The organism is Vibrio sp. VGrn 2 (assembly GCF_009361695.1).
In the GTDB taxonomy this organism is placed as follows: domain Bacteria; phylum Pseudomonadota; class Gammaproteobacteria; order Enterobacterales; family Vibrionaceae; genus Vibrio; species Vibrio diabolicus.
In genome coordinates, this window is record NZ_RBWD01000013.1 from 41,501 (window position 1) to 67,156 (window position 25,656).

Annotated in this window: 27 protein-coding genes; 21 read left to right on the forward strand and 6 right to left on the reverse strand. The window is 44.2% G+C overall.

Annotated elements, in window-relative coordinates; all coding sequences use genetic code 11:
- Positions 1-23: 23 nt before the first annotated feature.
- On the reverse strand, positions 24-2,159 hold the full coding sequence (locus D8S93_RS19150) for a TonB-dependent siderophore receptor (protein ID WP_152814856.1): 2,136 nt from the start codon (positions 2,157-2,159) through the stop codon (positions 24-26).
- Positions 2,160-2,276: 117 nt separating this feature from the next.
- Complete coding sequence (locus D8S93_RS19155) at positions 2,277-3,209, reverse strand: AraC family transcriptional regulator (protein ID WP_152814859.1); 933 nt, start codon at positions 3,207-3,209, stop codon at positions 2,277-2,279.
- A 539-nt stretch (positions 3,210-3,748) separates the two neighbouring features.
- Between D8S93_RS19155 and zwf the strand changes: the two genes are divergently transcribed.
- From zwf to gnd, 3 genes are read left to right on the forward strand one after another with little or no spacing between them, the layout of a single operon-like run.
- Positions 3,749-5,251, forward strand: coding sequence for a glucose-6-phosphate dehydrogenase (gene zwf / locus D8S93_RS19160; RefSeq protein WP_005397367.1), 1,503 nt, complete (start codon positions 3,749-3,751; stop codon positions 5,249-5,251).
- A complete protein-coding gene (gene pgl / locus D8S93_RS19165) occupies positions 5,248-5,964 on the forward strand; it encodes a 6-phosphogluconolactonase (RefSeq protein ID WP_152814862.1) in 717 nt (238 codons plus the stop codon). Before zwf ends, pgl begins: the two co-directional genes overlap by 4 nt.
- A 37-nt stretch (positions 5,965-6,001) precedes the next feature.
- Positions 6,002-7,450: a decarboxylating NADP(+)-dependent phosphogluconate dehydrogenase gene (gnd, locus tag D8S93_RS19170; RefSeq protein ID WP_152814865.1), complete on the forward strand. Its 1,449-nt coding sequence runs from the start codon at positions 6,002-6,004 to the stop codon at positions 7,448-7,450.
- Positions 7,451-7,532: 82 nt separating this feature from the next.
- Here the strand turns inward: gnd and D8S93_RS19175 are convergent, their stop codons facing one another.
- Positions 7,533-7,736: a hypothetical protein gene (locus D8S93_RS19175; RefSeq protein ID WP_005397371.1), complete on the reverse strand. Its 204-nt coding sequence runs from the start codon at positions 7,734-7,736 to the stop codon at positions 7,533-7,535.
- 575 nt (positions 7,737-8,311) lie between these two features.
- On the opposite strand from D8S93_RS19175, the gene D8S93_RS24880 reads away from it, so the two are divergent.
- On the forward strand, positions 8,312-8,449 hold the full coding sequence (locus D8S93_RS24880) for a hypothetical protein (protein ID WP_012841759.1): 138 nt from the start codon (positions 8,312-8,314) through the stop codon (positions 8,447-8,449).
- A gap of 60 nt (positions 8,450-8,509) precedes the next feature.
- On the opposite strand, the gene D8S93_RS19185 is transcribed toward D8S93_RS24880, so the two are convergent.
- Positions 8,510-10,270 (reverse strand): sigma-54-dependent Fis family transcriptional regulator, encoded by a 1,761-nt coding sequence (locus D8S93_RS19185; RefSeq protein ID WP_152814868.1) that lies wholly within the window; start codon positions 10,268-10,270, stop codon positions 8,510-8,512.
- Between the two features lie 239 nt (positions 10,271-10,509).
- Between D8S93_RS19185 and D8S93_RS19190 the strand changes: the two genes are divergently transcribed.
- Positions 10,510-12,030 (forward strand): aldehyde dehydrogenase family protein, encoded by a 1,521-nt coding sequence (locus tag D8S93_RS19190; RefSeq protein WP_152814870.1) that lies wholly within the window; start codon positions 10,510-10,512, stop codon positions 12,028-12,030.
- Positions 12,031-12,164: 134 nt separating this feature from the next.
- On the opposite strand, the gene exsE2 is transcribed toward D8S93_RS19190, so the two are convergent.
- Positions 12,165-12,470, reverse strand: a complete 306-nt coding sequence (gene exsE2, locus D8S93_RS19195) for a T3SS regulon translocated regulator ExsE2 (protein WP_005397379.1) — start codon at positions 12,468-12,470, stop codon at positions 12,165-12,167.
- Positions 12,471-12,478: 8 nt separating this feature from the next.
- Positions 12,479-12,925, reverse strand: a complete 447-nt coding sequence (gene exsC, locus D8S93_RS19200; RefSeq protein WP_005397386.1) for a type III secretion system regulatory chaperone ExsC — start codon at positions 12,923-12,925, stop codon at positions 12,479-12,481.
- A gap of 382 nt (positions 12,926-13,307) precedes the next feature.
- Between exsC and D8S93_RS19205 the strand changes: the two genes are divergently transcribed.
- The 16 genes from D8S93_RS19205 to vopS all read left to right on the forward strand — a co-directional run bounded on the left by D8S93_RS19205 (position 13,308) and on the right by vopS (position 25,548).
- A complete protein-coding gene (locus D8S93_RS19205) occupies positions 13,308-13,715 on the forward strand; it encodes a YscW family type III secretion system pilotin (RefSeq protein ID WP_134646525.1) in 408 nt (135 codons plus the stop codon).
- Between the two features lie 615 nt (positions 13,716-14,330).
- Positions 14,331-15,191, forward strand: a complete 861-nt coding sequence (locus tag D8S93_RS19210) for a helix-turn-helix transcriptional regulator (RefSeq protein ID WP_152814873.1) — start codon at positions 14,331-14,333, stop codon at positions 15,189-15,191.
- 148 nt (positions 15,192-15,339) lie between these two features.
- Entirely contained in the window at positions 15,340-16,320 is a 981-nt protein-coding gene (locus D8S93_RS19215; RefSeq protein WP_152814876.1) for a T3SS regulon anti-activator ExsD domain-containing protein, read from the forward strand.
- Positions 16,321-16,332: 12 nt separating this feature from the next.
- Positions 16,333-16,761, forward strand: coding sequence for a YscB family type III secretion system chaperone (locus tag D8S93_RS19220; protein ID WP_012841763.1), 429 nt, complete (start codon positions 16,333-16,335; stop codon positions 16,759-16,761).
- Positions 16,758-18,632, forward strand: a complete 1,875-nt coding sequence (gene sctC, locus D8S93_RS19225) for a type III secretion system outer membrane ring subunit SctC (protein WP_152814879.1) — start codon at positions 16,758-16,760, stop codon at positions 18,630-18,632. Before D8S93_RS19220 ends, sctC begins: the two co-directional genes overlap by 4 nt.
- 5 nt (positions 18,633-18,637) lie before the next feature.
- A complete protein-coding gene (gene sctD, locus D8S93_RS19230) occupies positions 18,638-19,939 on the forward strand; it encodes a type III secretion system inner membrane ring subunit SctD (protein ID WP_012841765.1) in 1,302 nt (433 codons plus the stop codon).
- Positions 19,926-20,129: an EscE/YscE/SsaE family type III secretion system needle protein co-chaperone gene (locus D8S93_RS19235; protein WP_012841766.1), complete on the forward strand. Its 204-nt coding sequence runs from the start codon at positions 19,926-19,928 to the stop codon at positions 20,127-20,129. Before sctD ends, D8S93_RS19235 begins: the two co-directional genes overlap by 14 nt.
- Before the next feature lie 17 nt (positions 20,130-20,146).
- Complete coding sequence (gene sctF, locus D8S93_RS19240; protein ID WP_005395161.1) at positions 20,147-20,395, forward strand: type III secretion system needle filament subunit SctF; 249 nt, start codon at positions 20,147-20,149, stop codon at positions 20,393-20,395.
- 3 nt (positions 20,396-20,398) lie between these two features.
- The gene (locus tag D8S93_RS19245; protein ID WP_047009830.1) at positions 20,399-20,758 is read left to right on the forward strand and encodes a YscG family type III secretion system chaperone; all 360 of its coding nucleotides are present in this window, start codon (positions 20,399-20,401) and stop codon (positions 20,756-20,758) included.
- Positions 20,755-21,390, forward strand: coding sequence for a YopR family T3SS polymerization control protein (locus D8S93_RS19250; RefSeq protein ID WP_152814882.1), 636 nt, complete (start codon positions 20,755-20,757; stop codon positions 21,388-21,390). Before D8S93_RS19245 ends, D8S93_RS19250 begins: the two co-directional genes overlap by 4 nt.
- 8 nt (positions 21,391-21,398) lie before the next feature.
- Complete coding sequence (gene vscI, locus D8S93_RS19255) at positions 21,399-21,743, forward strand: SctI family type III secretion system inner rod subunit VscI (protein WP_005377202.1); 345 nt, start codon at positions 21,399-21,401, stop codon at positions 21,741-21,743.
- The gene (gene sctJ, locus D8S93_RS19260) at positions 21,743-22,489 is read left to right on the forward strand and encodes a type III secretion system inner membrane ring lipoprotein SctJ (RefSeq protein WP_086015689.1); all 747 of its coding nucleotides are present in this window, start codon (positions 21,743-21,745) and stop codon (positions 22,487-22,489) included. The genes vscI and sctJ overlap by 1 nt, the downstream gene beginning before the upstream one ends.
- A complete protein-coding gene (gene vscK, locus D8S93_RS19265; RefSeq protein WP_114322286.1) occupies positions 22,482-23,147 on the forward strand; it encodes a SctK family type III secretion system sorting platform protein VscK in 666 nt (221 codons plus the stop codon). Before sctJ ends, vscK begins: the two co-directional genes overlap by 8 nt.
- The gene (locus tag D8S93_RS19270; RefSeq protein WP_104974061.1) at positions 23,126-23,764 is read left to right on the forward strand and encodes an HrpE/YscL family type III secretion apparatus protein; all 639 of its coding nucleotides are present in this window, start codon (positions 23,126-23,128) and stop codon (positions 23,762-23,764) included. The genes vscK and D8S93_RS19270 overlap by 22 nt, the downstream gene beginning before the upstream one ends.
- 131 nt (positions 23,765-23,895) lie before the next feature.
- Complete coding sequence (locus D8S93_RS19275) at positions 23,896-24,381, forward strand: CesT family type III secretion system chaperone (RefSeq protein ID WP_254048144.1); 486 nt, start codon at positions 23,896-23,898, stop codon at positions 24,379-24,381.
- A 3-nt stretch (positions 24,382-24,384) separates the two neighbouring features.
- Positions 24,385-25,548, forward strand: a complete 1,164-nt coding sequence (vopS, locus tag D8S93_RS19280; protein WP_152814901.1) for a T3SS effector adenosine monophosphate-protein transferase VopS — start codon at positions 24,385-24,387, stop codon at positions 25,546-25,548.
- The last annotated feature ends 108 nt before the right edge of the window (positions 25,549-25,656 follow it).

Consider the following 25,656-nt stretch of genomic DNA (forward strand, 5'->3'; position numbering starts at 1 on the left):
TACGGCTGTTCCGTTCTAAGAGGTTAGAAGTTGTATTCTAACTTCGCTTCAATAGAGCGCTCAGCGCCAAACCAACAGTTATTTTTGTCGTAACAAGAATAGTATTCTTTATCGAATAGATTGCTTGCAGAAAGGGTGACGCTAGCCCCTTTCATTGATTCAGATACTGTTGAGAAATCGTAACTTGCTGCCAAATCAAACAAGGTGTAGTCAGGCACTTTTTCGCTGTTTTGAGCATCAATTTGTGCTTCTCCGACATAGCGAACGCCAGCACTGGTACGAAGGCCTGAAAGATTTCCTTCAAAGAAGTAATTTGCCCATAGAGAGGCCGTTTGCTCAGGTACCCAAACCGGCGTTTTACCTTCTTGGTTGTAATAACTGTCCTCGGTAATCTCCATATCGGTATATGTATAGCCTAGAGTGAAATCAGCTTGCGCTGTGGCTTGCCATTTTGCCTCAAGTTCAATACCTTGTGATACCACTTCGCCCGCTTGATAGTTCGGTGCATAAGGATTATTCGGATCGGTCAAGATCGCGTTTTTCTTCGTAATATGGAAGAACGCTAAATTACCCGAAATATCGCCAGACAATGGCGCGTATTTAAAACCGAGTTCCCACTGATGCCCGGTTGATGGTTCAAACGCTTTGCCTGTGGCATCTGCACCCGCAATCGGCTCAAAACTCTCGGAGTAAGTAAGGTATGGCGAGAGACCAAAGTCTAGCTCATACAAACCGCCGACTCGGAAAGATACGTTGGTGTCGTCTAACTCTTCCTTGCTGTTAGATATTGTTCCTAAGTAATCGCTCACGGCGTCCGTATTTGAATCGTATTTATCCCAACGAAGACCTGCAATCATTACAAGTTGGTCGTAACGAACTTGATCTTGCAAATAAACGCCAATTTGCTTCGTTTTGATATCTAAGTTTTGTTTGTATTGGAAATTCAGTGCATTACGATCAATGCTGTTGTGGTCAGGATTGAAGATGTCCTGAGTTAGCGAATACCCAAGCGTATCTTTGTATTTTACATCCGAATCTAGATACTGATAATCAAGTCCGAACAATAAGTTATGTTCAAAGTCTCCCGTTTTAACGTAGCCAGATAGTTGGTTGTCAATCACAAAGGATTTGGACTTTTCATCGGTTAAATAGGCATTTCGACCAACGGTACGGTTATCCGCTTCAAGTGCACCGTTATATGTGTTTTCCTGATAGGCATCGGCGGTCATGTAGCGGGCATTCTGTAGAAATTGCCAATCGTTGTTAAAGTCGTGTTGGACTTTGTAACCCATTATCAGAACTTCGCGTTCGTAAGTGTTCCAGTCCTCATCCCCCAAATAAGTGCTTGGCGACATCGAACCAAGTGGGTTGTCAATCACTGAGCCAGACGCTGGCACGGTAGTGTAGATACCTGCTGATGGATCATTTTGATAGTAAACATTCACGTTGACTAAGGTGCTTTCAGTCGCTTGCCAATTGAAAGATGGAGCGAGGACATAACGTTCGTCTTCAGACGTATCGGCTTGACCATCTCGCTGTTTTGCGAGGCCGATAATACGGTAATCAACATTAGAATCACCAATTTGTCCTGTGGTGTCGAACGTCAGTTCTTTTAGGCTGTTAGTCCCAGTACTAATCGAGACAGAGTGCGAAGGTGTTGACTGAGGCGCCTTGGCGATAATATTGACCATGCCTCCTGGTGGAATATTGCCGTAAAGAACAGACGTTGGCCCTTTAAAAACCTCGATTTGTTCAAGGGCAACGGAATCGACCTGAGGTTGAAGGTTCCAGCCGTTGTACAGCAAAGGAAGACCATCATAAAAGTTGGTGTAGTTAATAAAACCACGAATATTGAATAGGTCAAGTCGGGAAACGGCACCGCCACGCAGCTCTGTATTTACGCCAGGTGCGTAACGCAATGCTTCGCTCACCGAGTTTACGCCGCGTAGGTCCATGTCATCTTTAGTGATTACCGTGATCGCTTGCGGCGTTTCTTCCGGTTCTAAAACGGTTTTAGTTGCGGTGTTTCGGTATGTTTCGCCAAGTACTGTGATAGTTTCGTGCTGAGAAGTGCTCTCAGTGGCACTGGCGTGACCAGCAATAAGCGCGGATACCACGACTGCAACCGCAGAACGATGAAATCGATTCGGACTTTCCATATTTATTAATTCCACTACTTTTATTTGTTGATAATGATTGTTGTTTGCATTCTATAGCGAAAGAAATAGGAAAAGTTAACAATTTGGTGCAAAGCCAGAACCTAAGTGCTTAGGCTTCTATCTAATGGGCATGGCTTCGTTCGGTTTGACAGGTATCCAGTAATGCATTTGGGCGTTCTCGCTCTCAACATCATAGTCTTCTGGATAAACTTCTAACTCGTAGCCATCAATACCGTGATAATTGGAATAGGGGAGCCAGTGCAAAATGAACCACTCAAGCGTCGCCGCTAGATTTGATGCTTTACCTATGTGCGTAATCACTGCGTAGGTTTGCTCAGGAACAACCAGAAGATCTGGTTCTTGCGTAGAGCCTTTGGATATTGAAGTTCTTGACGCTGAGTTGTACTCATAACCTGCCCAATACTCGAGTTGCTGGTTGCTTGAATACGCTTTTGTTACGTCAATCACACCAAGATAGTTTCTTTCCAGATGAGTATGGTTTTCTGATGAATAGAGCTGTGACCACAGCGAGGGCACCTTGGATTGGAAGTTGGGCGTTGCGGAAAACAATCCATAAATAGGTTCATGATAACCAGCAAGCACAAAAGCAGGTTTTGTTTCTATTCGAACTTCGATAAAGCACTTATGTCTATTTTCGTCTTCTGGTGTATCGCGCAATGTTAAAGGTTGCCTCAAGCCCGTTAGTTGCTGAGCTTTACGATAATCCCGAGGACTCTTTGAAAACATATTTTTGAACGCTCGACTGAATGCATGTTCAGAAGCAAACCCCATTTCTATCGCAATATCTAACGAGCGATCTGATGTATGGATTAAGCGTTCAGCTGCAAGGCTTAGTTTAAGCTCTCTAATATAGTGAGCGACGGATACGCCAGTGTGTTGCTGGAAAACGCGTTGCAGTTGCCAACGTGACCAGCAGCTTGCTTTCGAGATTTCATCCACACTAAGTGCGATATCTAGATTGTTGTGAATGTAATCAAGCACAGAGTGTATTCGGTTTATCGGGTGCAGATTCTTTGTGCCTGGTTTCATGACATTCTACTTTCGCATTAATAGTATCCTCATTATCTTTAATTGAGTATCATTATCAATAGAGTGAGAGGATAAAATTCAGGCTACATAGATCACAATAAAATTGTAATGGATTGCAAGGGTGGGTAAGGATTGTCCATATTAGAGTTTTTGCTTAATTTTTGTCTTACGTTAGTGCAACTTTTTTTATCCATGAAATACAAATATTTATGATGTTTTGTGCAACTTATTTAAACGTTTGCACTGGCAAGTGTTGATGTAAATCAAATAGTCGTAGACAATACTGCACCGTGTCGGACTCTCCTCCAGCGAGTACAGTGTGTACTTTTGAGACATAAGTGACCTAAATGACCTTAATACGTCGTGTTTCCAAAAGATTTGGGAGTGCTACTTCTTGAGGTTCTTTGGGCCTATAGACTTTACCTATCAACGTAATAGGTAAGACCAATTTTCTATTTTGAGGTGCCATTGATAGGGTTGGCTCATCCTTTAGCCGTATCCGGGCACACAATAAGTACCTCGTTTTTAAGGGAAAGATGATGGTAATACCAGAAAACAGCAGCATCGTTATTTTTGGTGCTTCAGGTGACCTTACATACCGTAAGCTCATTCCTGCTTTATACCACCTCTATGCGAACAAGCAGCTTCCAGAAAATTTTGCCATTCTGGGTGTAAGTCGCACTGAATACAGTGATGAGTCTTACCGCGCGAAGCTGAAAAAATCGCTTCAGGAAATGGAAAAGACTGAGCCAGAAACGCTTGATGCATTTATTAACCATCTGCACTACCAAGCTATCAATACTTCTGACACACAAGATTACAGTAAGCTATCTTCTCGTTTAGACCAACTTGCTGACGAATATCGTTTCGATCAGCGCAATACGCTTTTCTACTTAGCAACCCCACCAAGTTTATACAGTGTGATTCCTGCAAGTCTTGCAGCACACGGCCTAAACAAAGAAGAAGATGGTTGGAAACGCCTGATTATTGAGAAACCATTCGGTTATGACCTTGAATCAGCGCGTATTCTGGATAAAGAAATTCACGAGCACTTCCAAGAGCATCAAATCTACCGAATTGACCATTACTTAGGTAAAGAGACGGTACAAAACCTTCTTGTACTTCGTTTCTCAAACGCGATGTTTGAGCCGCTTTGGAACCGTAACTTCATTGATTATGTTGAAATCACGGGCGCAGAATTCCTCGGCGTAGAGGAGCGTGGTGGTTACTACGACAACTCGGGTGCCGTGCGCGATATGTTCCAAAACCACCTGCTACAAGTATTGGCGATGGTGGGTATGGAGCCACCTGCACAGATCAATGCAGATTCGATGCGTGATGAAGTCGTTAAAGTACTCCAGTGTCTAAAACCTTTGGACGAAAACGCTCTGCGTAACGATCTAGTATTAGGTCAATACACCGCTTCTGAAGTTCGTGGACAAAGTTTACGTGGCTACCGTGAAGAGCCGGGGGTTGCAGACGACTCACGTACCGAAACTTACATCGGTTTGAAAGCATACATTAACAACTGGCGTTGGAATGGCGTGCCATTCTACGTGCGTACTGGTAAGCGTCTTCCAACACGCGTGACTGAAGTGGTTATCCACTTTAAACAAACACCGCACCCAGTGTTTGGTCAAAACGCACCAGAAAACAAGCTGATCATTCGCATTCAGCCAGACGAAGGCATTCAAATGAGCTTTGGCTTGAAAGAGCCAGGTGCAGGTTTTGAAGCGAAAGAAGTGAAAATGAACTTCCATTACGCTGACCTACAAGAAACGCAAATGCTAACTGCGTATGAGCGTCTTCTACTTGATGCTTTGAATGGTGATGCTACGCTATTTGCACGTAGTGATGCGGTGGAAGCGTGTTGGCAGTACGTACAGCCAATTTTAGATTTTAAACAAGATCCACAATCCCTCTTCGGGTACGCATGCGGCACATGGGGTCCTAAAGAGTCAGACGACCTGCTACAGCGTGATGGTCGCGCTTGGCGCTTCCCATGTAAAAACTTAACAGATACGGATTACTGTGAACTATGATCAACCATAAGATCTACCAAACAGCAGAGCAGGTAGTTGAAAGCCTAGCTAACGACATGAAAGCGTTCAGCGAAATGGGCCGACCTGTTCACATCTCTCTTTCTGGCGGCAGCACTCCTAAAATGCTGTTCAAACTGTTGGCTTCAGAGGCTTACGCAACCTCTATTCAGTGGCAAAATCTCCACTTTTGGTGGGGTGACGAACGTTGTGTCGCACCTGACGATGCGGAAAGCAACTACGGAGAAGCGAACGCGCTACTGTTTAGCCAAGTAAACATTCCAACAGAAAACATCCACCGTATACGCGGTGAAGATGACCCTAAAGTGGAAGCGGAACGCTTTGCGAAAGAGATGTCAGAGGTGATTCCGACTGAAAACGGAACCCCTGTGTTTGACTGGATCTTATTAGGTGTTGGTGCAGATGGTCACACAGCTTCTCTGTTCCCTGGCCAAACGAATTATGATGATGCGAATCTATCTCTTGTGGCGCCTCATCCTGAGTCAGGCCAGCTTCGTGTGTCAAAAACGGCACGCGTTTTAGAAGCAGCAAAACGCATCAGTTACTTAGTGCTGGGTGCAGGAAAAGCGGACATCGTTGAAGAGATCAACAGTTCACCTGCACACGCACTGCCATACCCAGCGGCTAAGATTCAAGCGAAATCTGGCCTGACGGAATGGTATTTAGATTTGGACGCAGCAGCAAAAATTGCTTAAACGCTGCTCGTCAATGAAACAAAATTGGAGAGAAACAATGAAAGGTGATATCGGTGTAATTGGCCTAGCGGTAATGGGTCAAAACCTTATCCTAAACATGAACGACCACGGTTTTAAAGTGGTAGCTCACAACCGTACTGCTGCCAAAGTAGACGAGTTTCTGGAAGGACCAGCGAAAGGCACGAACATCATCGGTGCATACTCTCTAGAAGAACTAGTAGAGAAGCTAGAAACGCCACGTAAAGTGATGCTAATGGTTCGCGCAGGTGATGTGGTCGACAAATTCATCGACGCGCTAGTCCCTCTACTAGATAAGGGCGACATCATCATCGACGGTGGTAACACAAACTACCCAGATACAAACCGTCGTGTTGCTGCACTACGCGAAAAAGGCATCCACTTCATCGGTACTGGCGTATCTGGTGGTGAAGAAGGTGCACGTTTTGGCCCATCTATCATGCCTGGCGGCGCTCCAGAAGCTTGGGAAGCGGTTAAGCCAATTTTCCAAGGTATCTCTGCAAAAACTGATGCAGGTGAGCCTTGTTGTGACTGGGTTGGTAACGACGGTGCGGGCCACTTCGTTAAGATGGTACACAATGGCATCGAATACGGCGACATGCAGCTGATCACAGAAGCTTACCAGTTCATGAAAGACGGTCTTGGTATGTCTGCAGACGAGATGCAAGCGGTATTCGCTGAGTGGAACAACACTGAGCTAAATAGCTACCTTGTTGAAATTACGGCTGACATCCTTGGCTACAAAGACGAAGATGGTGAACCTCTAGTTGAGAAAATCCTAGACACTGCAGGCCAAAAAGGTACAGGTAAATGGACGGGTATCAACGCACTAGACCTAGGTATTCCACTAACGCTTATCTCTGAGTCAGTATTCTCTCGTTGCCTATCTGCACTAAAAGATCAACGTGTTGAAGCTGAGAAACTGTTCGGTAAGACAATCACACCAGTTGAAGGTGATAAGCAAGAGTGGGTTGACGCACTACGTCAAGCGCTTCTAGCGTCTAAGATCATCTCTTACGCTCAAGGCTTTATGCTAATGCGCGAAGCATCAAACGAGAATGGCTGGGACCTAAACTACGGTAACGTTGCTCTTATGTGGCGTGGTGGTTGTATCATCCGTTCTGCGTTCCTAGGCAACATCCGTGATGCATACGAAGCGAATCCAGGACTAGCATTCCTAGGCTCTGATGATTACTTCAAAGGTATTCTACAAAACAGCCTAGTAGCATGGCGTAAAGTAGCAGCTAAGTCTCTAGAAGCAGGTATCCCAATGCCATGTACGACTTCTGCACTAACGTTCCTAGACGGTTACACAACAGCTCGTCTACCTGCGAACCTACTGCAAGCTCAACGTGACTACTTCGGTGCTCACACTTACGAGCGTATCGACCGTGAGCGTGGTGAATTCTTCCATACGAACTGGACTGGTACAGGCGGCGACACAGCGTCTACAACTTACGACGTGTAATCGTTTTAAGTAAATCGACTAAGTATAAAAGGGTGCCTAAGCATCCTTTTTTGTGTCTGGCTTTATGAAACTCAAAGAGCGCTTAGGCGCTCTTTTCAGTGGTCGTTTTCTTGTTTTGATAAAACCTGTCTTTGAGGTAGAGAATTGCGCTGACCACAAGAGCTACTACAGAAACAGTAAATAGGGCATACATGCTGAGAATCCATGCGAATGTAGCCGTCAAAAACGCAATGAAGGAAAACATTCTGCTGAAAGACATCACATGGCCAAGTTTGCTACTTTTCATAAACGCCTCCCAAAGCTGAGTGGGGATAGACAAGTGTGGTCATATACCACGCTTTGATTGTCTGTTCTTTTTTGGCGTTTCACACAAAAAAGCGGCTAAAGATTTCTCAAAAAAGGTGAAATATTGAACTGGTAGACAAATCCATAAACGGCTTTACAAATATATGAATGCATTTGTCTATCACTTCAAAGTTTTTGCTGTGCGGATTAAGGCCTTTTAACGCTATTATTGCAGCCTTCGAGTTTACTAGGCGTAATTTCAAGTCAATAATTCCGGGAAGCTCATCCTCATTATCAGTCACGATGAAAATCACTTTTCTTTGTTTAACAATACTTTATTAAATATGCGTGATTGCATCAGTTTTGAGAATGAAACTAAGGTTGCAAGAAAGGCGAAAAAGAGTGCTAGGTAAGCCTTTGAACTACGCCTATAATTATCGCCCACATGGAGGATGTTTAATAAATGAACATCCTCTATTTTTTGAAACCAGCAACAAGGATCCAGTAAAACGTGTTTTTCTGGTGTTGTTTACGTTGACCAAGAAGGTGATTAACACAACAAATTGAGGTTCTAAGATGATTCTTAACAAGTACTTTGTTTTCATTCCGGCAGAATTGGATCAGGAAATACACAAGGACAACCAAGTGATCTCTGAGAAGGAAACTCAACGTCAGGCATTAGTAAAACAGGCGCAACAACAAGGCGGCCTGTAAGCTAGGTTTCAAATAGAAAGAGCACCGCAAAGGTGCTCTTTTTGTATCTGAGGTTATGGATTAACCCAATATGCCGAGGCTTTTCAGCTTTCTATAAATTGTATTTCGACTGACGCCAAGCATACGAGATGTTTTGCTGATGTTCCCCTGATTGGCTTGATATGTTTTGAGCAGTTTGTCTTCGACGGTTGCACGCAGTTCTAACGTGGGTTCGGCAGTGGTTGTTATGTCTTGAGCCTGGCTGAGCTTCTTGCTCAGGTGAGTCGGTACGTGAGCGAGCTCTAACGTTTCTTCACCTTGCGCCATTAACGCGGATACTTTGATTAAACTATCGAGTTCACGCAAGTTTCCTGGCCAAGAGTAAGAAAGCAGCAGAGAAAGTAGGTGAGGACAGAGTTGTTGTTCAGATTCAGCGTGACGTCGATGAATATTCTCGATCAGTTGTTGCTTATCATCTCGCTCTTCGAAGCGAGGCAATTCGATGATCAAACCATTGAGGCGATAGTATAAGTCTTGACGGAACAATCCTTCGCTAACCAAGTTCTCGAGATCTTTATGTGTGGCCGCAATGATTTGCGTATCGACTTGAACACTTTGGTTTGAACCCACAGGAAGCACGGTTTTATCTTGCAATACATGCAGTAAACGGCTTTGAGCTTCCAAGGGTAAATCTGCGATTTCATCCAGAAACAAAATCCCTTTGTGTGCTTGGCGAATTTTTCCCTGATAGCCTTTGCTGTTTGCGCCAGTAAATGCACCAGCCACGTAGCCAAACAATTCGGACTCAACCAAATCTTTCGGTAGTGCGCCACAGTTGACGGAAACCAACGGCCCCGTTTTTCTCTGGCTGTTTTTATGTAGCGCTTTCACAAACTCATTTTTACCAACCCCAGTTTCTCCGAGAATCAGTAAGCTGATGTCTTTATCGATAACACGATTGGCTTGTTGCCAGCAATGCTCGACAGTGGAATCACCATAATGCAGATCATTGGAAGCGGTAACGGAACGAGACTTCACTTTTTTGTCGGTCAGCGGCTTTGTTTTGAACACGAAAGGGTGCTCGTCACTTTGGATAGAAAGAATGTCGTCGAGCGATTGCCCGATGACGTTTTGTTGCGCAAGGAGCTGAGAAGCAACTTGGTTGTGCGCGAGAATCTGTCCATCTTCATTAGCGATGATAATGCCTTGCCATCCACTGTTTAGTAAGCCTTTTTCACACGCCAAATCCACACGAATATGCCCTTGTGGAATCAAGTTAAGCAATTGATTTTCAACTTGCTGAACCATGTTCTGTACCAGCACTTGCGTTGAGAAATCATGTTTCTTTTGTTCGCTGGTGATATCTAGCACGCCAATCAAATGACCAAGATGATCGAAAATAGGATTGGCCGAGCAGCTAATAAAACGATGATGTTGGATGAAGTGTTGATCGCCGATGACTGAGACCGGTTTTGCTTCAACTATCGCAGTCCCAATCGCGTTGGTGCCTTTGACCTTTTCTTGCCAGCACGCACCAGAGCTTAGCGCAATTTCGGTCAACTTCTCGCGGAACTTAGGTTGTCCCCAACTGCCGATGATGACGCCGTCGGCATCCGTCAGAATTAAGCGGCTGTCACTATGAGCAAAAAGCTGATTAAACAGCGGGAGAGCAAACTGGGTGACGGTTTCCAATAAGAAGTTGAGTTGGTGACGCCTATCTTGAAGTGTCGCTGGTGTCACTCGAATATCTTCAGGGCGTCGACGCTGTTTTAAACCCGCCTGTTCACTTCGGATCCATGAAGTTGAAAGCCAATTGTTATCGCTAATGTGTTGAAGTTCCATGACTGTACCATTTTGTCACAGTGAGGGTGTGCCATTTTGGAACACTTGAACATTGGTATTCACACCATACATCCGCTCAAACATCGCTCACTTGGTTTGTTATCGCTTGGTAATCATAGTTTTACATTTAATTAACAACAAGTGTGGTGTAGTTGGCGTGTGACTTGCGTAATGCTCTTTGTGAACAGTGCGATACGACACTGCAATAACACATTGAACGAGAAACAAAAGGAAGAGTTATGATCTATGCACAGCCAGGTAGTGAAAATGCCATTGTTAACTTTAAATCGCATTACGATAACTTTATCGGTGGGGAATGGGTAAAACCAACGGGCGGTGAGTACTTTGATAATATCTCACCAATCAACGGACAAGCATATTGTAAAGTTGCTCGTTCTGGCGAGGCGGATATCAACTTAGCATTGGATGCGGCACACAACATCAGAACTAAATGGGCAAAAACCAGTGTGACTGAACGCTCGAACATCTTGCTGAAAATTGCTGATCGTATTGAGCAGCATTTAGAAGAGTTGGCAGTTGCCGAAACTTGGGAAAACGGCAAACCAGTTCGCGAAACCTTAGCTGCAGACTTACCGCTGGTCGTGGATCATTTCCGTTACTTTGCTGGCTGTATTCGCGCACAAGAAGGCAGTGCGGCGGAGCTGGATGAGCACACCGCAAGCTACCACTTCCCGGAGCCGATTGGCGTGGTTGGTCAAATTATTCCGTGGAACTTCCCAATGCTGATGGCGGCTTGGAAACTAGCACCGGCACTAGCGGCGGGTTGTTGTGTTGTATTGAAGCCAGCAGAACAAACGCCAACGTCGATTCTGGTTCTTATGGAAAAGATCGGTGATCTACTGCCACCGGGCGTCATTAACGTTGTTAATGGTTTTGGTTCAGAAGCGGGCCAAGCGCTTGCAACCAGCAACCGCATTGCGAAGTTAGCGTTTACCGGTTCAACACAAGTTGGCAATCACATTCTAAAATGTGCAGCAGACAACTTAATCCCATCGACAGTTGAGCTAGGTGGTAAATCTCCAAACATCTACTTCTCAGATATTTTCGACTATGAAGATGAGTATCTCGACAAGTGTATTGAAGGTACGTTACTTGGTTTCTTCAACCAAGGCGAAGTTTGTACCTGTCCATCTCGCGTATTAGTTCATGAAGCGATTTACGATAAGTTTGTAGAGAAATTGACGGAACGTGCGCAGTTAATCAAGCAAGGTAACCCGCTCGATACCGATACTCAAGTAGGCGCCCAAGCTTCTCAAGAACAGTTTGATAAGATTTTAAGTTACCTGGAAATCGGCCGTAAAGAAGGTGCAAAAGTGGTCTTTGGTGGTGGTGTCTCTGAGCAGCCAGAGTCAATCAATCAGGGTTACTACATTCAGCCAACGATGTTGGAAGGCCACAATAAGATGCGTATTTTCCAAGAAGAAATCTTTGGCCCCGTCATTGCCATCACTAAGTTTAAAGATGAAGCGGAAGCTCTGGAAATCGCGAACGACACCGAATATGGCTTAGGCGCAGGCGTTTGGACTCGTGATGCGAACGTCGCATATCGTATGGGCCGTAATATCGAAGCTGGTCGAATTTGGATTAACTGCTACCACGCTTACCCTGCACACGCTGCGTTCGGTGGCTATAAAAAGTCAGGTATTGGACGTGAAACACATAAGATGATGCTGGATCACTACCAAAATACGAAAAACCTATTGATTAGCTACAGTGTTGATCCACTAGGCTTCTTCTAAATTGAAGTAGTTAACAAAGAAAAAGCAGTACTAACCAAAACCCCGAGCCTTCGGGGTTTTTTATTGCATGGGCTTGCGGGTGGGAGGGTGTATATACGTGAAATTTATATTTTGAACCCATTTATATTGCGTGATCAGGAACGTTGAATTACGGTCACTTTTCGTTCAAGTAGTTTTTCGACCGCGGTGTTTTGCTTTTCAAGACTAAACTGCTGATCAAAATCCAAGACGCGATTACAAGACTCAAGACTCGCAAACTGGTTTAAACATTCGCTAAGTTCTCTTTTAGAGCTCATTCGAGCCAAACTGCTTTCTGATGAAGAGAGTAGGGTCACTTTGCGGCCATGAAACGTTCCTTGTGGCAGAGCATCACTTTGCTGTGCTTGCTTTACTTCATGAACCGGTAAGTTAGTGTATTTAGATTGGATGTCGTTGGACATAGAGACACCTAAACTCTTAAGTCTAAAGTTTGTGGCATCGGAGCTACCTCAGCAGTGGCGACATGAGCAGACAATAACGACTCCCAGGACTCACTTTGCGTCAACAATTCCGCCAAAGCTGTTTCAAAATACTCATAATCCAGTCGCTTAATGTTAATGAGTCGGTTTAAACAGAGTACATGTCGATGATTATCTAAACTAAAGAATAATTGATGCTCAGGCCAGTGATAATTAAAGGCTAGGAAAGAACGATAGAGATCGGAATTAACGATTTGAAGACCAACAATCTCAGCTTCGAGCTGGAGGGTTGTCGATTCAGGATGAAAGATGATATGCACTCTTAGATTATCATCAAACGCTAAGCTTACTTCATTTTCCGTTAGATGCAGTGCAGGCAAGCCTATTTGATGAGCAAACTTTAGCAAAATCTCATCGATAGTTTGGCGTGCTGACATAGGAATAGTCCCTTTTGAAATTTTATCAAGGAAAATATTAGATGTATCTCTTCGTGTTTATCAATATTGGTCGGTTGTTATTATATTTTGGTTTTTAATTTCGGTGAGCTAAATAGAACAGCGATAACAAATGTGCTCTGATGCATATTGTGGTTGTTCTTAGATATTTAAATATCTTTGTTCTCTAATATACCCACCTAATTGAAAGTGTATTAGGGCGCAGTCACTATGAGTTAAATCTAATGTTAAATCTGTGTTGTTGAAGAATGCGATTTATTGTCCGCTTGTAGTATAAATATAAGTTGATCTTTTATATTTTTACATAAAGAATTGTGTGAAATTAAAATGAACTAAGTCTATAAAATAAGTTTATGGTGTCATAATGAACAATTCTATGTGGGCTGGTTTTGTCGGACTATTCCTACTAAGTGGGTGTAGTCAATCTGTGCCGATTGTAAGGGAAGGTAGCTTTGACACAAAGAGTCAGGCGACACTCTATGGTTGGGTTTCTGTCGATGGATACTTTCCACCTTCGATTACGTCTCTTGATGTGGAAATATGTAAAGTGATTGAAAATCAGTGTCTTAGATCTGCATTGCAGCACTACCAAGGCGTTCAATTACCCGTACAGTATTCATTTTTAATTGCACCGATTCAAGCTGGTGACGGAAACATGAAGATAATTGGAAAGCTATACTCGAATGGGGAACTTGTAGCGGAAAAAGAAAAGAACTATTTATTTTCAGTGGAGGGAAAACAGGAAAACTTGATACTCGTGCCAAAAAAATAACCAGATGAAAAGTAATCGGTTACATTTAATTAGACCTTACTAAATTATTAAAAATAAAGATTTGCTCTTTCCTGTTGTGAAAGTTTTGTTGTTTTTTACAAACATTAATCACATGGTTTAAGTCATCGGGTCAGTTGTTTTTTAGACTTATACTTGTTGCAAAAATAGCATTCTTTATGATTATATCTCGCTCCTTGAACACGTTGGCTTGGCGTTTTAGGCTATAAAACATACAATTTTAAGATTTTGGAAATTTCAGTTTGTTCGATAAACGATACCATAATCTATTTAATTTTATTCTAATGTATAACAAAAATCCTAAACTTTAATAACGAAATGATATTTAAGTTTTGGCTAATAATAAACGCTATCTGATAAAAATAATAAAGACGGACAGCAGAGTTTACTAAGATAAACTTTTACCTTTAGGTAAGGGTAATGCTTAGGATATTCGCTAATTATTCGGGGGGTATGGTAAGTGATATGAACTTCTATGCTCTTTTCTTTGCTTCTTTAATTGATATAGCAGTACTTAGAAATAACAACAACCAAAGTATTGCTTTGAAAGTTTCTCAACACTCGTACTGAGAAACTCAAAATAATGAAGGGTAGAAAATGGATGTGTCAGGCCAACTAAACACAGAAAAGGTCGGCTCGAGCTCGCGAAAAATTCGTAGTTTTTCCCGCTATGAAAAATCTGACGAAGTATTTCACTCAGACCAATCTCACATTGTTATCGTTCACAATGGTCAGCTTCGAGTTCAAACAGGTGATTGCACAATCGATGTTGCGGCAGAAAACGGGGTGTTTCTATCCCAAGGGGATTACTTATTCGAGTATTCGCCCTTAGACGGGGCATACAAAGCGTCGATTATAACCTACGACAATGAACTCGTTAGCCAGCTATTACAGAAGCACAGTGATCTTTTGATGATGCTGCCCAAGGTAGATAAAGTTTGTTCTGGCTTGTTTACTTTTGGTTTGAACATACTCGTAGAGCAAGTGCTTTCCAGCATGCAGACGCTTGAGCAACAGGCGTATCCAGATGCGATCATGTGCCTAAAATATGAAGAGTTACTCATTCTTTTGCTGCACGGCAAAGGGGGAGAATCACTCTATGCGTTGCTGTCACAACAAACGAACCGAACATCGGAACGGTTACGTCGATTTATGGAACAACACTACCTCAAAGAGTGGAAGTTGACTGACTATGCGCAAGAGTTTGGTGCTAGCTTAACGACTTTTAAAGAGCTATTTAATGAGCACTATGGCATTTCTCCAAGAGCTTGGATCAGTGAGCGCCGATTGTTGCACGCTCATAAACTCCTGTTGACGAGCAAGATGAGCATCGTGGATGTGGCGATGGAGGCTGGGTTTTCTAGTCAGTCTTACTTTACGCAGAGTTACCGCCGTCGTTTTGGAACGACGCCAAGCCGTGTACGTTCGGGAGACGATCAAGTAGCTATCGCGAAATGAAATGACTTGGGACTAAAATTTTCTGACTAATTTTGAAAGTCACTCATCAGCGTAAATTCTATTATGCGTCATGTAACAACGAACGATTAAAAATTATTACACCTCTTTCTTTCTGGATCGTTCGAGAGGGGTGCGGAGACGAACATAAATGAAAAAGCAGCATTGGCGACGCCGTTCGCTTTTTCCAGACAGCATTGTGACACAACGGAAAGTGACAGTTTTGCAGAGAGGAGCTCGATATGAAAGTGCTTCTAGATCAACGCAGGATTTCAATGTTGTGCACGTCAATCACCGACAATTGTTGAGTGAAGGCGTCATTAATTATGAACAGTTATCTTTACTTCAGCGCTTGTTGGATAGAAGCGTCGTCGATAGCCTGTGCGCAAGCCAGTTGGTGAAAACGTATCAAAAGCTCGGTGCGTCGCTTGACCGATTCGCCATGCGTTTATTTTTGGAAATTGGGTCGCAGCTCAGTGATAGCCGCACACTCGTGACCTTTGAACAAAGACTGGAATACATCAACGCGCGTCTTGGTTTTCGCTTCAATTTAGCGGTGCCAAAAACGTTGATGCTTTGTTTTCATTTATCGCTAAACGAGTGGATTAACCGTCAAGTTGATCAAAGCGCTTTGCATGCCTCCATTAAAGTGGAACAGCTTATCAATCAGCTCGATATTCAAAAGGAATATTGGTCGAAACTATTGGGAGAGGACACCAGTGCGGTGTTTGTACAACAGCAACTCGATTTAATTGAGCGCCAACAACACCAGTTGAAAGATCAACTCGGGACGTTGAGTGAACAACAGATGCAAGTGATTGAATGTCATCGTTCGTTAATTGAGAAGTGGCAACCGTCCTTAGACGAGCTCAAAGGGTTCGCAGAGTACACTTCTACGACGGCTCAGTTTATCTCTGAGTGGAAAAAGTGGTGTTCGGAAGTTCGACTTGAGGCTCCTGAGCTGAACGAAGTCTGGGATGCATGCGATGTTGTTTACAACGACCAAAATGCGGTTGCGAAAGTATGGCAGTGGTTCAAGAGCATGCAAATTGTTGGCGACATCGATCACTACTATTTTGACACTCAAAGCGGCCAGTGCGGCCAGGCTTGCAATCACCTCAGCCAGATTTAAATAGGGCGTTAAATGTTAGATAAGATGATGAAATCTTTAGCGGAAACGCTAAAGGTAGGGGATTTTATTGCCTCAGAAAATGGCTCTTACAACATCGAGGTTGATCAGTTGTCACTGACCATCAAACAACACGCATCATGGTTTTTATGGGAAGCGGCTTTACCTTTCCAGTTTAAAGAGCATCTAGATTATCAACAAGAACAAGCGTTACAACGTTGCATGCAGCTCTCATTAAAAACAATCCGTGAAGATGGCTGCGTACTAACAGCAAATGATGATCAGCAGCTAATTTTACAAAGCAAAGTGAGGATCGAGGACTGTTCGATTGAGCTGTTCTCTTCTTTGCTTTCCAAGCACGTTAATCTATGTGAGCGTTATATGGCATTATTGGAGCACGAGCGCGTGAACCACACGATTAATCATAATGTGTGGTTGCCATGATGCGAAAAGTCTTTCCGAACATCAGACGTACTGCCACAAAAATACTGTTGTGTGCTGTGAGCTTTGCTCCGTTGGGATTCGCACAAGCAACAGACTTACACTGGCCCGAACAACCATTCCGATACTATGCAGATAACGACTCATTAAAAGAGTTGTTGAATAACTTTGGCGCAAACTATCGCGTTTCGGTTTCGGTGAGTGACAAAGTTAATGATCGAGTGAGTGGACGTTTTACTCCTGATGATCCGGCTGAGTTCCTCGACTACTTATCGCAAGTCTATAACTTGATGTGGTATTTCGATGGTGCCGTCTTACATGTCTATAAGGCGACAGAAACGCGCTCACGTTTACTCCAATTAGAATTATTGACCGCCAGAGAGCTACGAAGCACGTTAATTTCCACTGGAGTGTGGGATTCGCGCTATGGGTGGAGAGCCGCTGAAAGTAAAGGGTTGGTTTATCTTGCAGGTCCTCCACGTTATGTCGACTTAGTTGTACAAACGGCCGAAGCATTAGAAACGCGCCTGCTGCAGAAATCGAATTCAACCGACGAGTTATTCGTTGAAATAATTCCTTTGAAGTACGCTTCTGCAACGGATAGAGAAATTGCATATCGAGATCAGACCATTACAGTTCCGGGTATCGCCTCGGTTTTAAAGCGAGTCGTGTCTGGTGTTCAAACTCAAGTCACGAGCGCGTCGAGTAAAGAAGTTACCAGTTCAGATAAGCCTGTAAAAAGCAATAAAACCGCCTCAGTTCATGGCGGAGCAACGGTTGAAGCAGAGCCGGGCCTTAATGCGATTATTGTTCGTGATACTCAAGCGCGATTACCGCTCTATCGCAAACTGGTCGCTCAATTGGACCAACCGCAATCAAGAATTGAAGTTGCGTTATCGATTGTCGACATCAGTGCCAACGATTTAAGTCAGTTAGGCGTGGATTGGCGAGCGGGAGTGTCTGTCGGAAATAATCGAATTGTTGATATCAAAACAACAGGGGATGTGAGTTCGGGTGATGTGACTCTCGGCAGCGGACAAAATTTTAAGTCTTTGCTTGATTCAACCAATCTGAATTACCTGTTGGCTCAAATCCGATTATTGGAATCTCAAGGCAGTGCTCAAGTGGTTTCAAGACCAACACTGTTAACCCAAGAAAATGTCGAAGCGGTACTGAACAACAGCAGCACGTTTTACGTCAAGCTGGTTGGTAAAGAGACCGCAGCACTGGAAGAGGTCACGTATGGCACGTTACTGAGAATTGTCCCGCGTATCGTTGGTGACAGGTTTGCTGCCCGACCAGAAATCAATCTGAGCCTTCATCTCGAAGACGGGGCAAAGATTACCGATGGTGGTGTCGACGACCTTCCTTCCGTGCGTAAAACTGAAATCAGTACCTTGGCGACGGTGAAGCAAGGACAGAGTTTGCTTATCGGTGGTGTGTACCGAGATGAAGTGAGTCATCAGTTACGTAAAGTACCACTGTTGGGAGATATCCCATATTTAGGTGCGTTGTTTAGAAGTAATACCAACACTAAACGCCGCACGGTGCGCATGTTTATTCTAGAACCGCGAATCGTTGTGGATGGTATTGGCGATAGTGTGTTGATTGGTAATGAGTACGATCTGCGACCAAGCATTGGCAAGCTCAACAACATTTCCAACAACAGTGCTGAATTTAAATCGGTCGTCGAAGTGTATAGCTGCACATCAAAGACTCAAGCAGAGCGCTATCAGCAAGACTTATTGTCACAGCAACAGTCGTCTCAATTGACGCAGTGCCAATTGCCGACAGGGCAAAAGGGTTGGCGTGTAAAAGTATTGGAATGCGATGACTCACAAAGTGAGTGTGTGCGTCCATCAGAGGAGCCTTAACTGCGATGCAGCAATGGAAAATTCGTATTTTATCAGGCGTGCATTCCGGAGTTGAAGTCACCTTACCTGAGGGCGCTCTTGTGCTTGGCAGTGACGACTTTATCGCAGATCTCGTGCTGTCTGATGCTGGGGTCGAAGCTAACCATTTCACGTTGGTTTGCCAGCAAGACTCGGTCATTTTACGAGGCTGCAAAGAGGCAAATATTAACGGTGAAAACATCTCTGTTGAAGATGATGGGATCGAGTTGTCACGCCATGCCGTTGTATCTGTAGGCGTTGTGAAGTTCGCACTGGGGTACGCAGAAGATGCGTTAATCGTGAGTAACGTCAGCGACGAATCTAGCGAACAGGATACACCTGTTGTTGCTGTACAACGCTCTAGCTGGAAAAAAACAACGCTCATCGCCTTGCTTTGTAGTTTTGTCCCGAGTGTCATTTTTGCTGGTATGTGGTACAGCCAAGCTAACGGAAACAACAACGAGACTGTCACAGAAGCAGAACCCATTGTTTTGGTGCGCAATATCTTAGGCGAGCTCAAACTTAGCGACGTTCGTGTGGAATGGAATGCCGCCGCACGCCAAGCGGTTTTGGAAGGCTATGTTGAAGATCGAACTCAGAAACTCGATCTGCTTGGTCGAATTGATGTACTAGGTATCAATTACAAAAGTGACTTAAGAACGATGGAAGAAATCCGTCGCGGGGTTCGATTTATTTTGCGAAACCTCGGCTATCACCAGGTGAAAGTCGAAAATGGGGATGAGACGGGCACACTGTTACTGACGGGTTATATCGATGATGCCAGCCGCTGGAACCAAGTTGAGCAAATTTTAGAGCGAGACGTACCGGGCCTCGTAGCGTGGAAGGTCGAACTGCAAAGAGCGGGTGCCTACATGGATACGCTAAAAGCCTTATTGACGGATGCGGAGCTACTGAAAAAAGTCCAGTTGGTTACCAGCGGTGATCGCATCGAAGTACGCGGGGAACTTGATGATATCGAAACGACTCGATTTTACGGTGTGACTCGAGACTTCCGAGAACAATATGGTGAAAAACCGTATTTAGTTTTGAAATCCATACCTAAGGTGAGTAAAGGCACCAACATCGATTTCCCGTTTCGTAGCGTTAACTTTGGTCAGGTTCCATATGTGATTCTGACCGATAACGTTCGTTACATGGTTGGTGCAAGAACGCCTCAAGGCTACCGCATATCCAGTGTTACGCCTGCTGGCATTGAGCTGGTCAAAGGCGGGCGGGTGATAACAATAGAACTCGGATACGAGGGCGAGACGAACAATGACAAATCTTGAACAAATTTTAAATAACGACAAAAACGGTGCGGAAGTGCACAAGATTAAGAGCAAGCTCTTAGAAGCACAAGCGGTGGTGAAACGTCAGTTGGATTTAGGGTGCTCACCACAGCAGTACCAATTGCTACTCAAACAGTATGAAGCTTACACCGCCGCACATGCGGTCGTTGAATCATACGAAGCGAACTAAAAATACGAGGAAGTCTTATGTCATTTTACGATGCTAGTAACAGTGTAAACCTTGATGATGTTAAAGCTAAGTTAGAAAAACAAGCGAAAGATGCCAACACAGAAGTGACGACTGCCATCAAGAACCTAGAAACAAACGCCGATGATCCATCTAAGCTGGCTGAACTTCAGCACGCGATCAACAAGTGGTCTGTTGTTTACAACATCAATGCGACCACCACTCGTGCGATTAAAGATGTGATGCAGTCGATTCTCCAGAAGGTATAAAGCATGGAACGAGAAATGCGCCAATTGTTGGCTGAAATCGCGCTGATGGCAACTGGTATGCATCGTCATCAAGAAGCTAACACGATTGCGGACGGCCTTGAAGCAAGCTCCGGTTCTGAAGAGACCGTGGTGATGATTCGTGCAATGAGCCTCATGAATAAAGGCTTGTACGAAGAGGCTCATCAATTGCTCGAACCACTTTGCAACGCCTATCCAGATCTGATCAGTTTAGCGGCCCTTGCTTCCGCCAAAGCTGGTTTATTGAGCAAAGCGGAGAGTTGGGTAGAACTCGCATCACAGGGAAGCGAAGAAAGCCAAGCATTTGCTGCAAGCTTTTCTCAGGACATTAGGAACCTTGGATGATCGTTGATTCAAGTAATCTAACTCTTCAGCCTCAACCTCTGCGCCAATCGGAGTCGCGCCATTATGAGCGGAGCGATGAAGATAAGATGAATGTGCTCATGGAGCGTAATGCCAAGCAAGCGGAAGCCTCACACGCCTCTCCAAAAGAGACGTTAGAGAAAACAGAAGCGAAACTGGCGGACATCAAAGCGTGGTATGAATCACTAAAAGAAGCAGATGTTGTCAGTAAACAAAGCGTCTTATCGTCGTTGAATGAAGCGTTCTCCGATCCTCAAGTTAAACGAGAGGCAATGTGGTACGCCTTTTATGAGGCGAAGAGTGCAAAGGGCACCGAACACCCGCAAGCCGATTTATTAAAGGTGTTGAAGCAGGAGTTGCTAGGGGATTTTTCGGGCCAGCTTATTGCCGAGCCACGTGTCGATAAAGCAGCACTTAAAGAAATGTTGGCGCAGCATTTTCCACTGGGTGCCCAGAAAGAACAAGCCTTGTGGCACTGCTGGGCTGAGTTGAAGTCGTTACCTGGTATGGCATCAACACTGGACATGGTTCGTGATGAGCTTAGCTTCATGATTCAAAAAAATGCGATGGTGAAAAACATCGTGACTCATAGTCACAAGTTAGATTTGTCTTAGGAGTACATATGATAAACACGCAGTACACCGAGGTGATGCAAACCAACATTGATAAGTTGCAGGATGCACAAGTCGAGGACGGTTTAAGTGAACGTTTCGAACAAGCTATGTCGGTTCCCGAGGCGAATAATGGCTTGGAGGGCGGTTTGCTCGAAAACATCAGCGAGTTAAAAAATACTATCGATAACGCGAAAAGTAACCTGCAAGACAACATGAAGATGGTGGGTGATGATCCGGCGCAATTACTGCAAATGCAGTGGGCACTGACGCGCATTACTTTTCAAGAAGAGCTGATCGCGAAAACCGTGGGTAAAACCACACAAAATGTAGAAACCTTATTGAAGGCACAATAGTGATGATGAATAAAATGAGAGCGGTTTTCATCATGCTCACGTTGTTTCTGGTGGGGTGTCAGACCGAGCTGTACACCAACGTAACTCAGAAAGAGGGGAATGAGATGTTGTCGATCTTATTATCCGAAGGTGTCGTTGCAACAAAAGAACCTGACAAAGACAACACCGTCAAGTTAATGGTAGACAGTTCTCAAATCGCCTTCGCTGTAGACGCGCTGAAGCGAAAAGGTTACCCAAGAGAGCAGTTTTCTACATTGAAAGAGGTGTTTCCCAAAGACGATTTGATCTCGTCGCCATTAGCAGAACGAGCACGTTTGGTGTACGCTAAATCTCAAGAACTTTCTTCAACCTTATCTCAAATTGATGGCGTGCTGGTGGCACGTGTTCATGTTGTTTTGGAAGATCAAGATCTACGTCCAGGAGAGCGTCCAACGCCTGCATCTGCCTCTGTGTTTATTAAACATGCGGCGGATATTGCGCTTGACTCGTATGTTCCGCAGATCAAATTATTGGTGAACAACAGTATTGAGGGGTTGAATTACGATCGAATCAGCGTAGTGATGGTACCCTCATCAGAGGTACGAGTTGCTACTCAAAACAATCAATTTAAAAGCATTTTGTCGGTTCAGGTCACCAAAGAGACGGCGAATAATTTTGTCGCCATCCTGGTGTTCTTGGTAGCTGCGCTTATCGGTTCAAATATCGCTACTTTTACTTGGTGCCGCAGGAACACAAAGCGTGGTTAAACCAGAAACACCACTCGCGCAGGTACAACATCAATTTAACTACGCGCCTTGCCAATACATCCATAAAAGTTGGATAGAACAGAAACAGCCTTGGTTATTAAATATTGAAGGTTGGAGAGATAACCCCATGTTTAACCAATGGTGCATAAATGAGTGGGCGTTATCTCCCGTTCCAGAGACGGCTTTTAACAAACCTTGCCATAGCTTGGCGTTGCTCCCAGCGGATGCGTTGAATCAACTCGTATTGATGGTGGGCGGAGCTTTACATTGTGTGGCAATGCGAGGCGTTGTTTTAAAACATCCGAAACAGGTTCTGAACAACGTCTTTGGATTGGAAGGCGCTCGGTTCTTGATTCAAAACGGGCCGATGTTGTTATCCAGTTGGCCGCAAGGTTGGCAACATCCGTTGCCAGAATCATTGGATGAGCGGTCTGTTGAAGCAAAAATGCAAGCGCTTGGGTACTCCTGGATAAGGTTTGTTTTAGTTAACTCGCCAGAAGACATTGTCCTGCGTTGGCAATTCAAACTAGAACAGCAGCTCAGCGAGAGTACGGAAATGGCTAGCTGGTTGGCAAAAGATCAGCGAGATCTGGCGTATCGACTTACAAAAAAAATCGCAAAACAGGTTATTCCCCAATGGTTTCATTTGTTGAAATAAAAACAGACAACTTGCAGCTAGCACCTGGCTTAAAGGTGCTGAAAGCGAAAGATTATGCCAGTTATCTTGATTCGCAACACTTAGTTGAAGCCGCGAACTCCAAAGCTGAAAGCATAATTGCTAATGCCCAACAAGCCTTCGAAACTGAAAAACAACGTGGTTATCAAGATGGTCTCGCACAAGCCAAGATTGAAAATGCGCAAACGATGGTTGAAACCCTAGCACGTTGTAATGACTACTATCAGCAAGTCGAAGAAAAAATGACAGGCGTGGTGTTAGAAGCGGTACGTAAGATCATCGATACCTTTGATGATGTCGATACCACGGTGAGCGTCGTGCGAGAAGCGTTGCAATTGGTGAGCAACCAAAAGCAAGTGATTTTACATGTCCATCCAGAGCAGGTTGTTGATGTGAGGGAAAAGGTGGCTGGTGTATTGAGTGATTACCCTGAAGTCGGTTACGTTGACGTGGTAGCAGATGCGCGCTTGAAAAATGGAGGCTGCATTTTGGAAACAGAAGTTGGGATCATTGACGCCAGTATTGATGGACAGCTGCATGCATTAAAGCAAGCGATGGTGAAGCAACTCAGCGAGCGTAAAATTACGATTCATGAATAAATCTTAAAAACTCAGTACTTGCTGAGTTTTTTCATTTTAATGCCTTTAAACAAAAAAAATCCGACCATTTCTAAAATATTCACTGCCATAAATCCTTAAGAATACACCTAAGAAAGCTGCTTAGGTGATAAGTGTTGCAACCAAGCAGCGCCTCTAAAACAACAAAAATAGGATTATTTAGTCGAATGGCTAATGGATTTATAACTTCTTTACTGACAGATTTTGCCAGCCGCTGCCAACTGGAGTCGCTGGTTTTTGATGAGGATGATTGTTGTCATCTACTCATTGACCAAAACACAGCAATCACAATTCGCGCACAAGAAGATCGCCTGACACTTATTGGGCTGATTTCAGGCGATAAGCCGAGTGATGATGTTTTGCATCAACATATGAAAGATGCCTTAACGCAAGGCTCTCCAGCGGTATTCTGGGAGGCAGAAACGGGATACATCGGTTTCATACACCTGCACCAGCAACTGTTAACTGCTTCTTTTCTTGATGAATCATTAGCGAATTTCATCGAATGGCTAAAAAGTGCGAACACGCAAAAAGTAACCAATAAAACAACCGAAGTACCGGTAACGAGTACTACTCATTTTTCCACATTAAGGGTTTAAAACATGATCAGTTTTGGAAGTGTTAGCGCATTGCAGGCTGCCATGCCGCAAGCTCGCAACGAGATACTAAACGAAGGCAAGCTGAGTATTGGTGGCAAAGAATACCAAATCAACGCAGCGACCCAAGAATTTACTCGTGCCAATCCTACTAATGGTGCGGTAGCACGATTTTTTGAAGCGACAGGAAAACTGTTTCGCGAAGGCAGCCCACAATCGGTTGCGAAAGCCCTTACAAAAGCCGTATTTGATAATGAGCAAGGCCAAGCTCAGCGTTTACGAGCTGCTTCTTCTGTTGAGCATGGACAAATGTTCTTCAAAGATGGAAACATAAAAACCGCATCAGATGTATTAAATGCATTCGCAAAATTGGATAGCAAAACGGTCCAATCGCACTCTGCTGAGCTAAACCAGTTAGCGGAGCGAGCAATGACAGAATCAATGCTAGAAACCGATTCTGGTAAAAACCTCACATCACTGATTGGCGAAAGTGCAGCGAAGTCGCTTGCTGGACGTGTAGTAAAAGACTACGGCGGTGGTGTATCTGCAGCGCAAAAAAATCCAGCAGGTAGCATCAATCAAATGCAAGCGGTGTTTGATATGGAGGTGATGCATCTTAAATCGGCGCAACGCCATATCGAAGGTCTAGCAAGCACCGATCTAAGCCAAGGTGTATATGCTGAAGGACTGGCAGAGGACGCGTTTAACAAAAGTGGCGTCACCGATAATGTCGAACGAGCTGCGGCGTGGATCATTAATGCTTCTAACTCTAAAGGAAACGATGCCGAAAACATTACGTCTTTACTTAAAGAGTACGCGTCTAATGGTAAAGACTTATTGAATATGGACAACTTAAAAGAGCTACACGCTCGATTGGTACCTGATGTTGAACGTGACTACCGAGGGCCAAATATTTCGGGTGGTACTTTGCCTTCAAGTATTGGCGGTGAGGGGATGCTAAAGCAGCACATTGAAGGATTTTTGAAAGAAAATCCAGTGGCGGATAAAGATCTGGGTAAACACTTGTTTGCAGGAGTCATTGGGTATCACGGGTTCACCGATGGAAACGGTCGCATGGGACGCATGCTATACGCGATAGCAGAACTTCGTAACGACTCATTCAATCCTTTGGCTATGAACGCAGAGAACAGCCTTCACGGCATCAAGTAATTTTTCTCTTCTATTCCAATTTTAGAGCGGCGATTGCCGCTCTTTTCTTATTTCTTTATCCAACTTACTCTTCATTTTTCTACCTCGCTAAAACGGCTAATAGCAATA

Bases quoted from the DNA above. Each gene is read 5' to 3' on its own strand.
- D8S93_RS19150 (WP_152814856.1), bottom strand. From the start codon at position 2,159: ATGGAAAGTCCGAATCGATTTCATCGTTCTGCGGTTGCAGTCGTGGTA.
- D8S93_RS19155 (WP_152814859.1), bottom strand. From the start codon at position 3,209: ATGAAACCAGGCACAAAGAATCTGCACCCGATAAACCGAATACACTCT.
- zwf (WP_005397367.1), top strand. From the start codon at position 3,749: ATGGTAATACCAGAAAACAGCAGCATCGTTATTTTTGGTGCTTCAGGT.
- pgl (WP_152814862.1), top strand. From the start codon at position 5,248: ATGATCAACCATAAGATCTACCAAACAGCAGAGCAGGTAGTTGAAAGC.
- gnd (WP_152814865.1), top strand. From the start codon at position 6,002: ATGAAAGGTGATATCGGTGTAATTGGCCTAGCGGTAATGGGTCAAAAC.
- D8S93_RS19175 (WP_005397371.1), bottom strand. From the start codon at position 7,736: ATGAAAAGTAGCAAACTTGGCCATGTGATGTCTTTCAGCAGAATGTTT.
- D8S93_RS24880 (WP_012841759.1), top strand. From the start codon at position 8,312: ATGATTCTTAACAAGTACTTTGTTTTCATTCCGGCAGAATTGGATCAG.
- D8S93_RS19185 (WP_152814868.1), bottom strand. From the start codon at position 10,270: ATGGAACTTCAACACATTAGCGATAACAATTGGCTTTCAACTTCATGG.
- D8S93_RS19190 (WP_152814870.1), top strand. From the start codon at position 10,510: ATGATCTATGCACAGCCAGGTAGTGAAAATGCCATTGTTAACTTTAAA.
- exsE2 (WP_005397379.1), bottom strand. From the start codon at position 12,470: ATGTCCAACGACATCCAATCTAAATACACTAACTTACCGGTTCATGAA.
- exsC (WP_005397386.1), bottom strand. From the start codon at position 12,925: ATGTCAGCACGCCAAACTATCGATGAGATTTTGCTAAAGTTTGCTCAT.
- D8S93_RS19205 (WP_134646525.1), top strand. From the start codon at position 13,308: ATGAACAATTCTATGTGGGCTGGTTTTGTCGGACTATTCCTACTAAGT.
- D8S93_RS19210 (WP_152814873.1), top strand. From the start codon at position 14,331: ATGGATGTGTCAGGCCAACTAAACACAGAAAAGGTCGGCTCGAGCTCG.
- D8S93_RS19215 (WP_152814876.1), top strand. From the start codon at position 15,340: ATGAAAAAGCAGCATTGGCGACGCCGTTCGCTTTTTCCAGACAGCATT.
- D8S93_RS19220 (WP_012841763.1), top strand. From the start codon at position 16,333: ATGTTAGATAAGATGATGAAATCTTTAGCGGAAACGCTAAAGGTAGGG.
- sctC (WP_152814879.1), top strand. From the start codon at position 16,758: ATGATGCGAAAAGTCTTTCCGAACATCAGACGTACTGCCACAAAAATA.
- sctD (WP_012841765.1), top strand. From the start codon at position 18,638: ATGCAGCAATGGAAAATTCGTATTTTATCAGGCGTGCATTCCGGAGTT.
- D8S93_RS19235 (WP_012841766.1), top strand. From the start codon at position 19,926: ATGACAAATCTTGAACAAATTTTAAATAACGACAAAAACGGTGCGGAA.
- sctF (WP_005395161.1), top strand. From the start codon at position 20,147: ATGTCATTTTACGATGCTAGTAACAGTGTAAACCTTGATGATGTTAAA.
- D8S93_RS19245 (WP_047009830.1), top strand. From the start codon at position 20,399: ATGGAACGAGAAATGCGCCAATTGTTGGCTGAAATCGCGCTGATGGCA.
- D8S93_RS19250 (WP_152814882.1), top strand. From the start codon at position 20,755: ATGATCGTTGATTCAAGTAATCTAACTCTTCAGCCTCAACCTCTGCGC.
- vscI (WP_005377202.1), top strand. From the start codon at position 21,399: ATGATAAACACGCAGTACACCGAGGTGATGCAAACCAACATTGATAAG.
- D8S93_RS19270 (WP_104974061.1), top strand. From the start codon at position 23,126: ATGGTTTCATTTGTTGAAATAAAAACAGACAACTTGCAGCTAGCACCT.
- vopS (WP_152814901.1), top strand. From the start codon at position 24,385: ATGATCAGTTTTGGAAGTGTTAGCGCATTGCAGGCTGCCATGCCGCAA.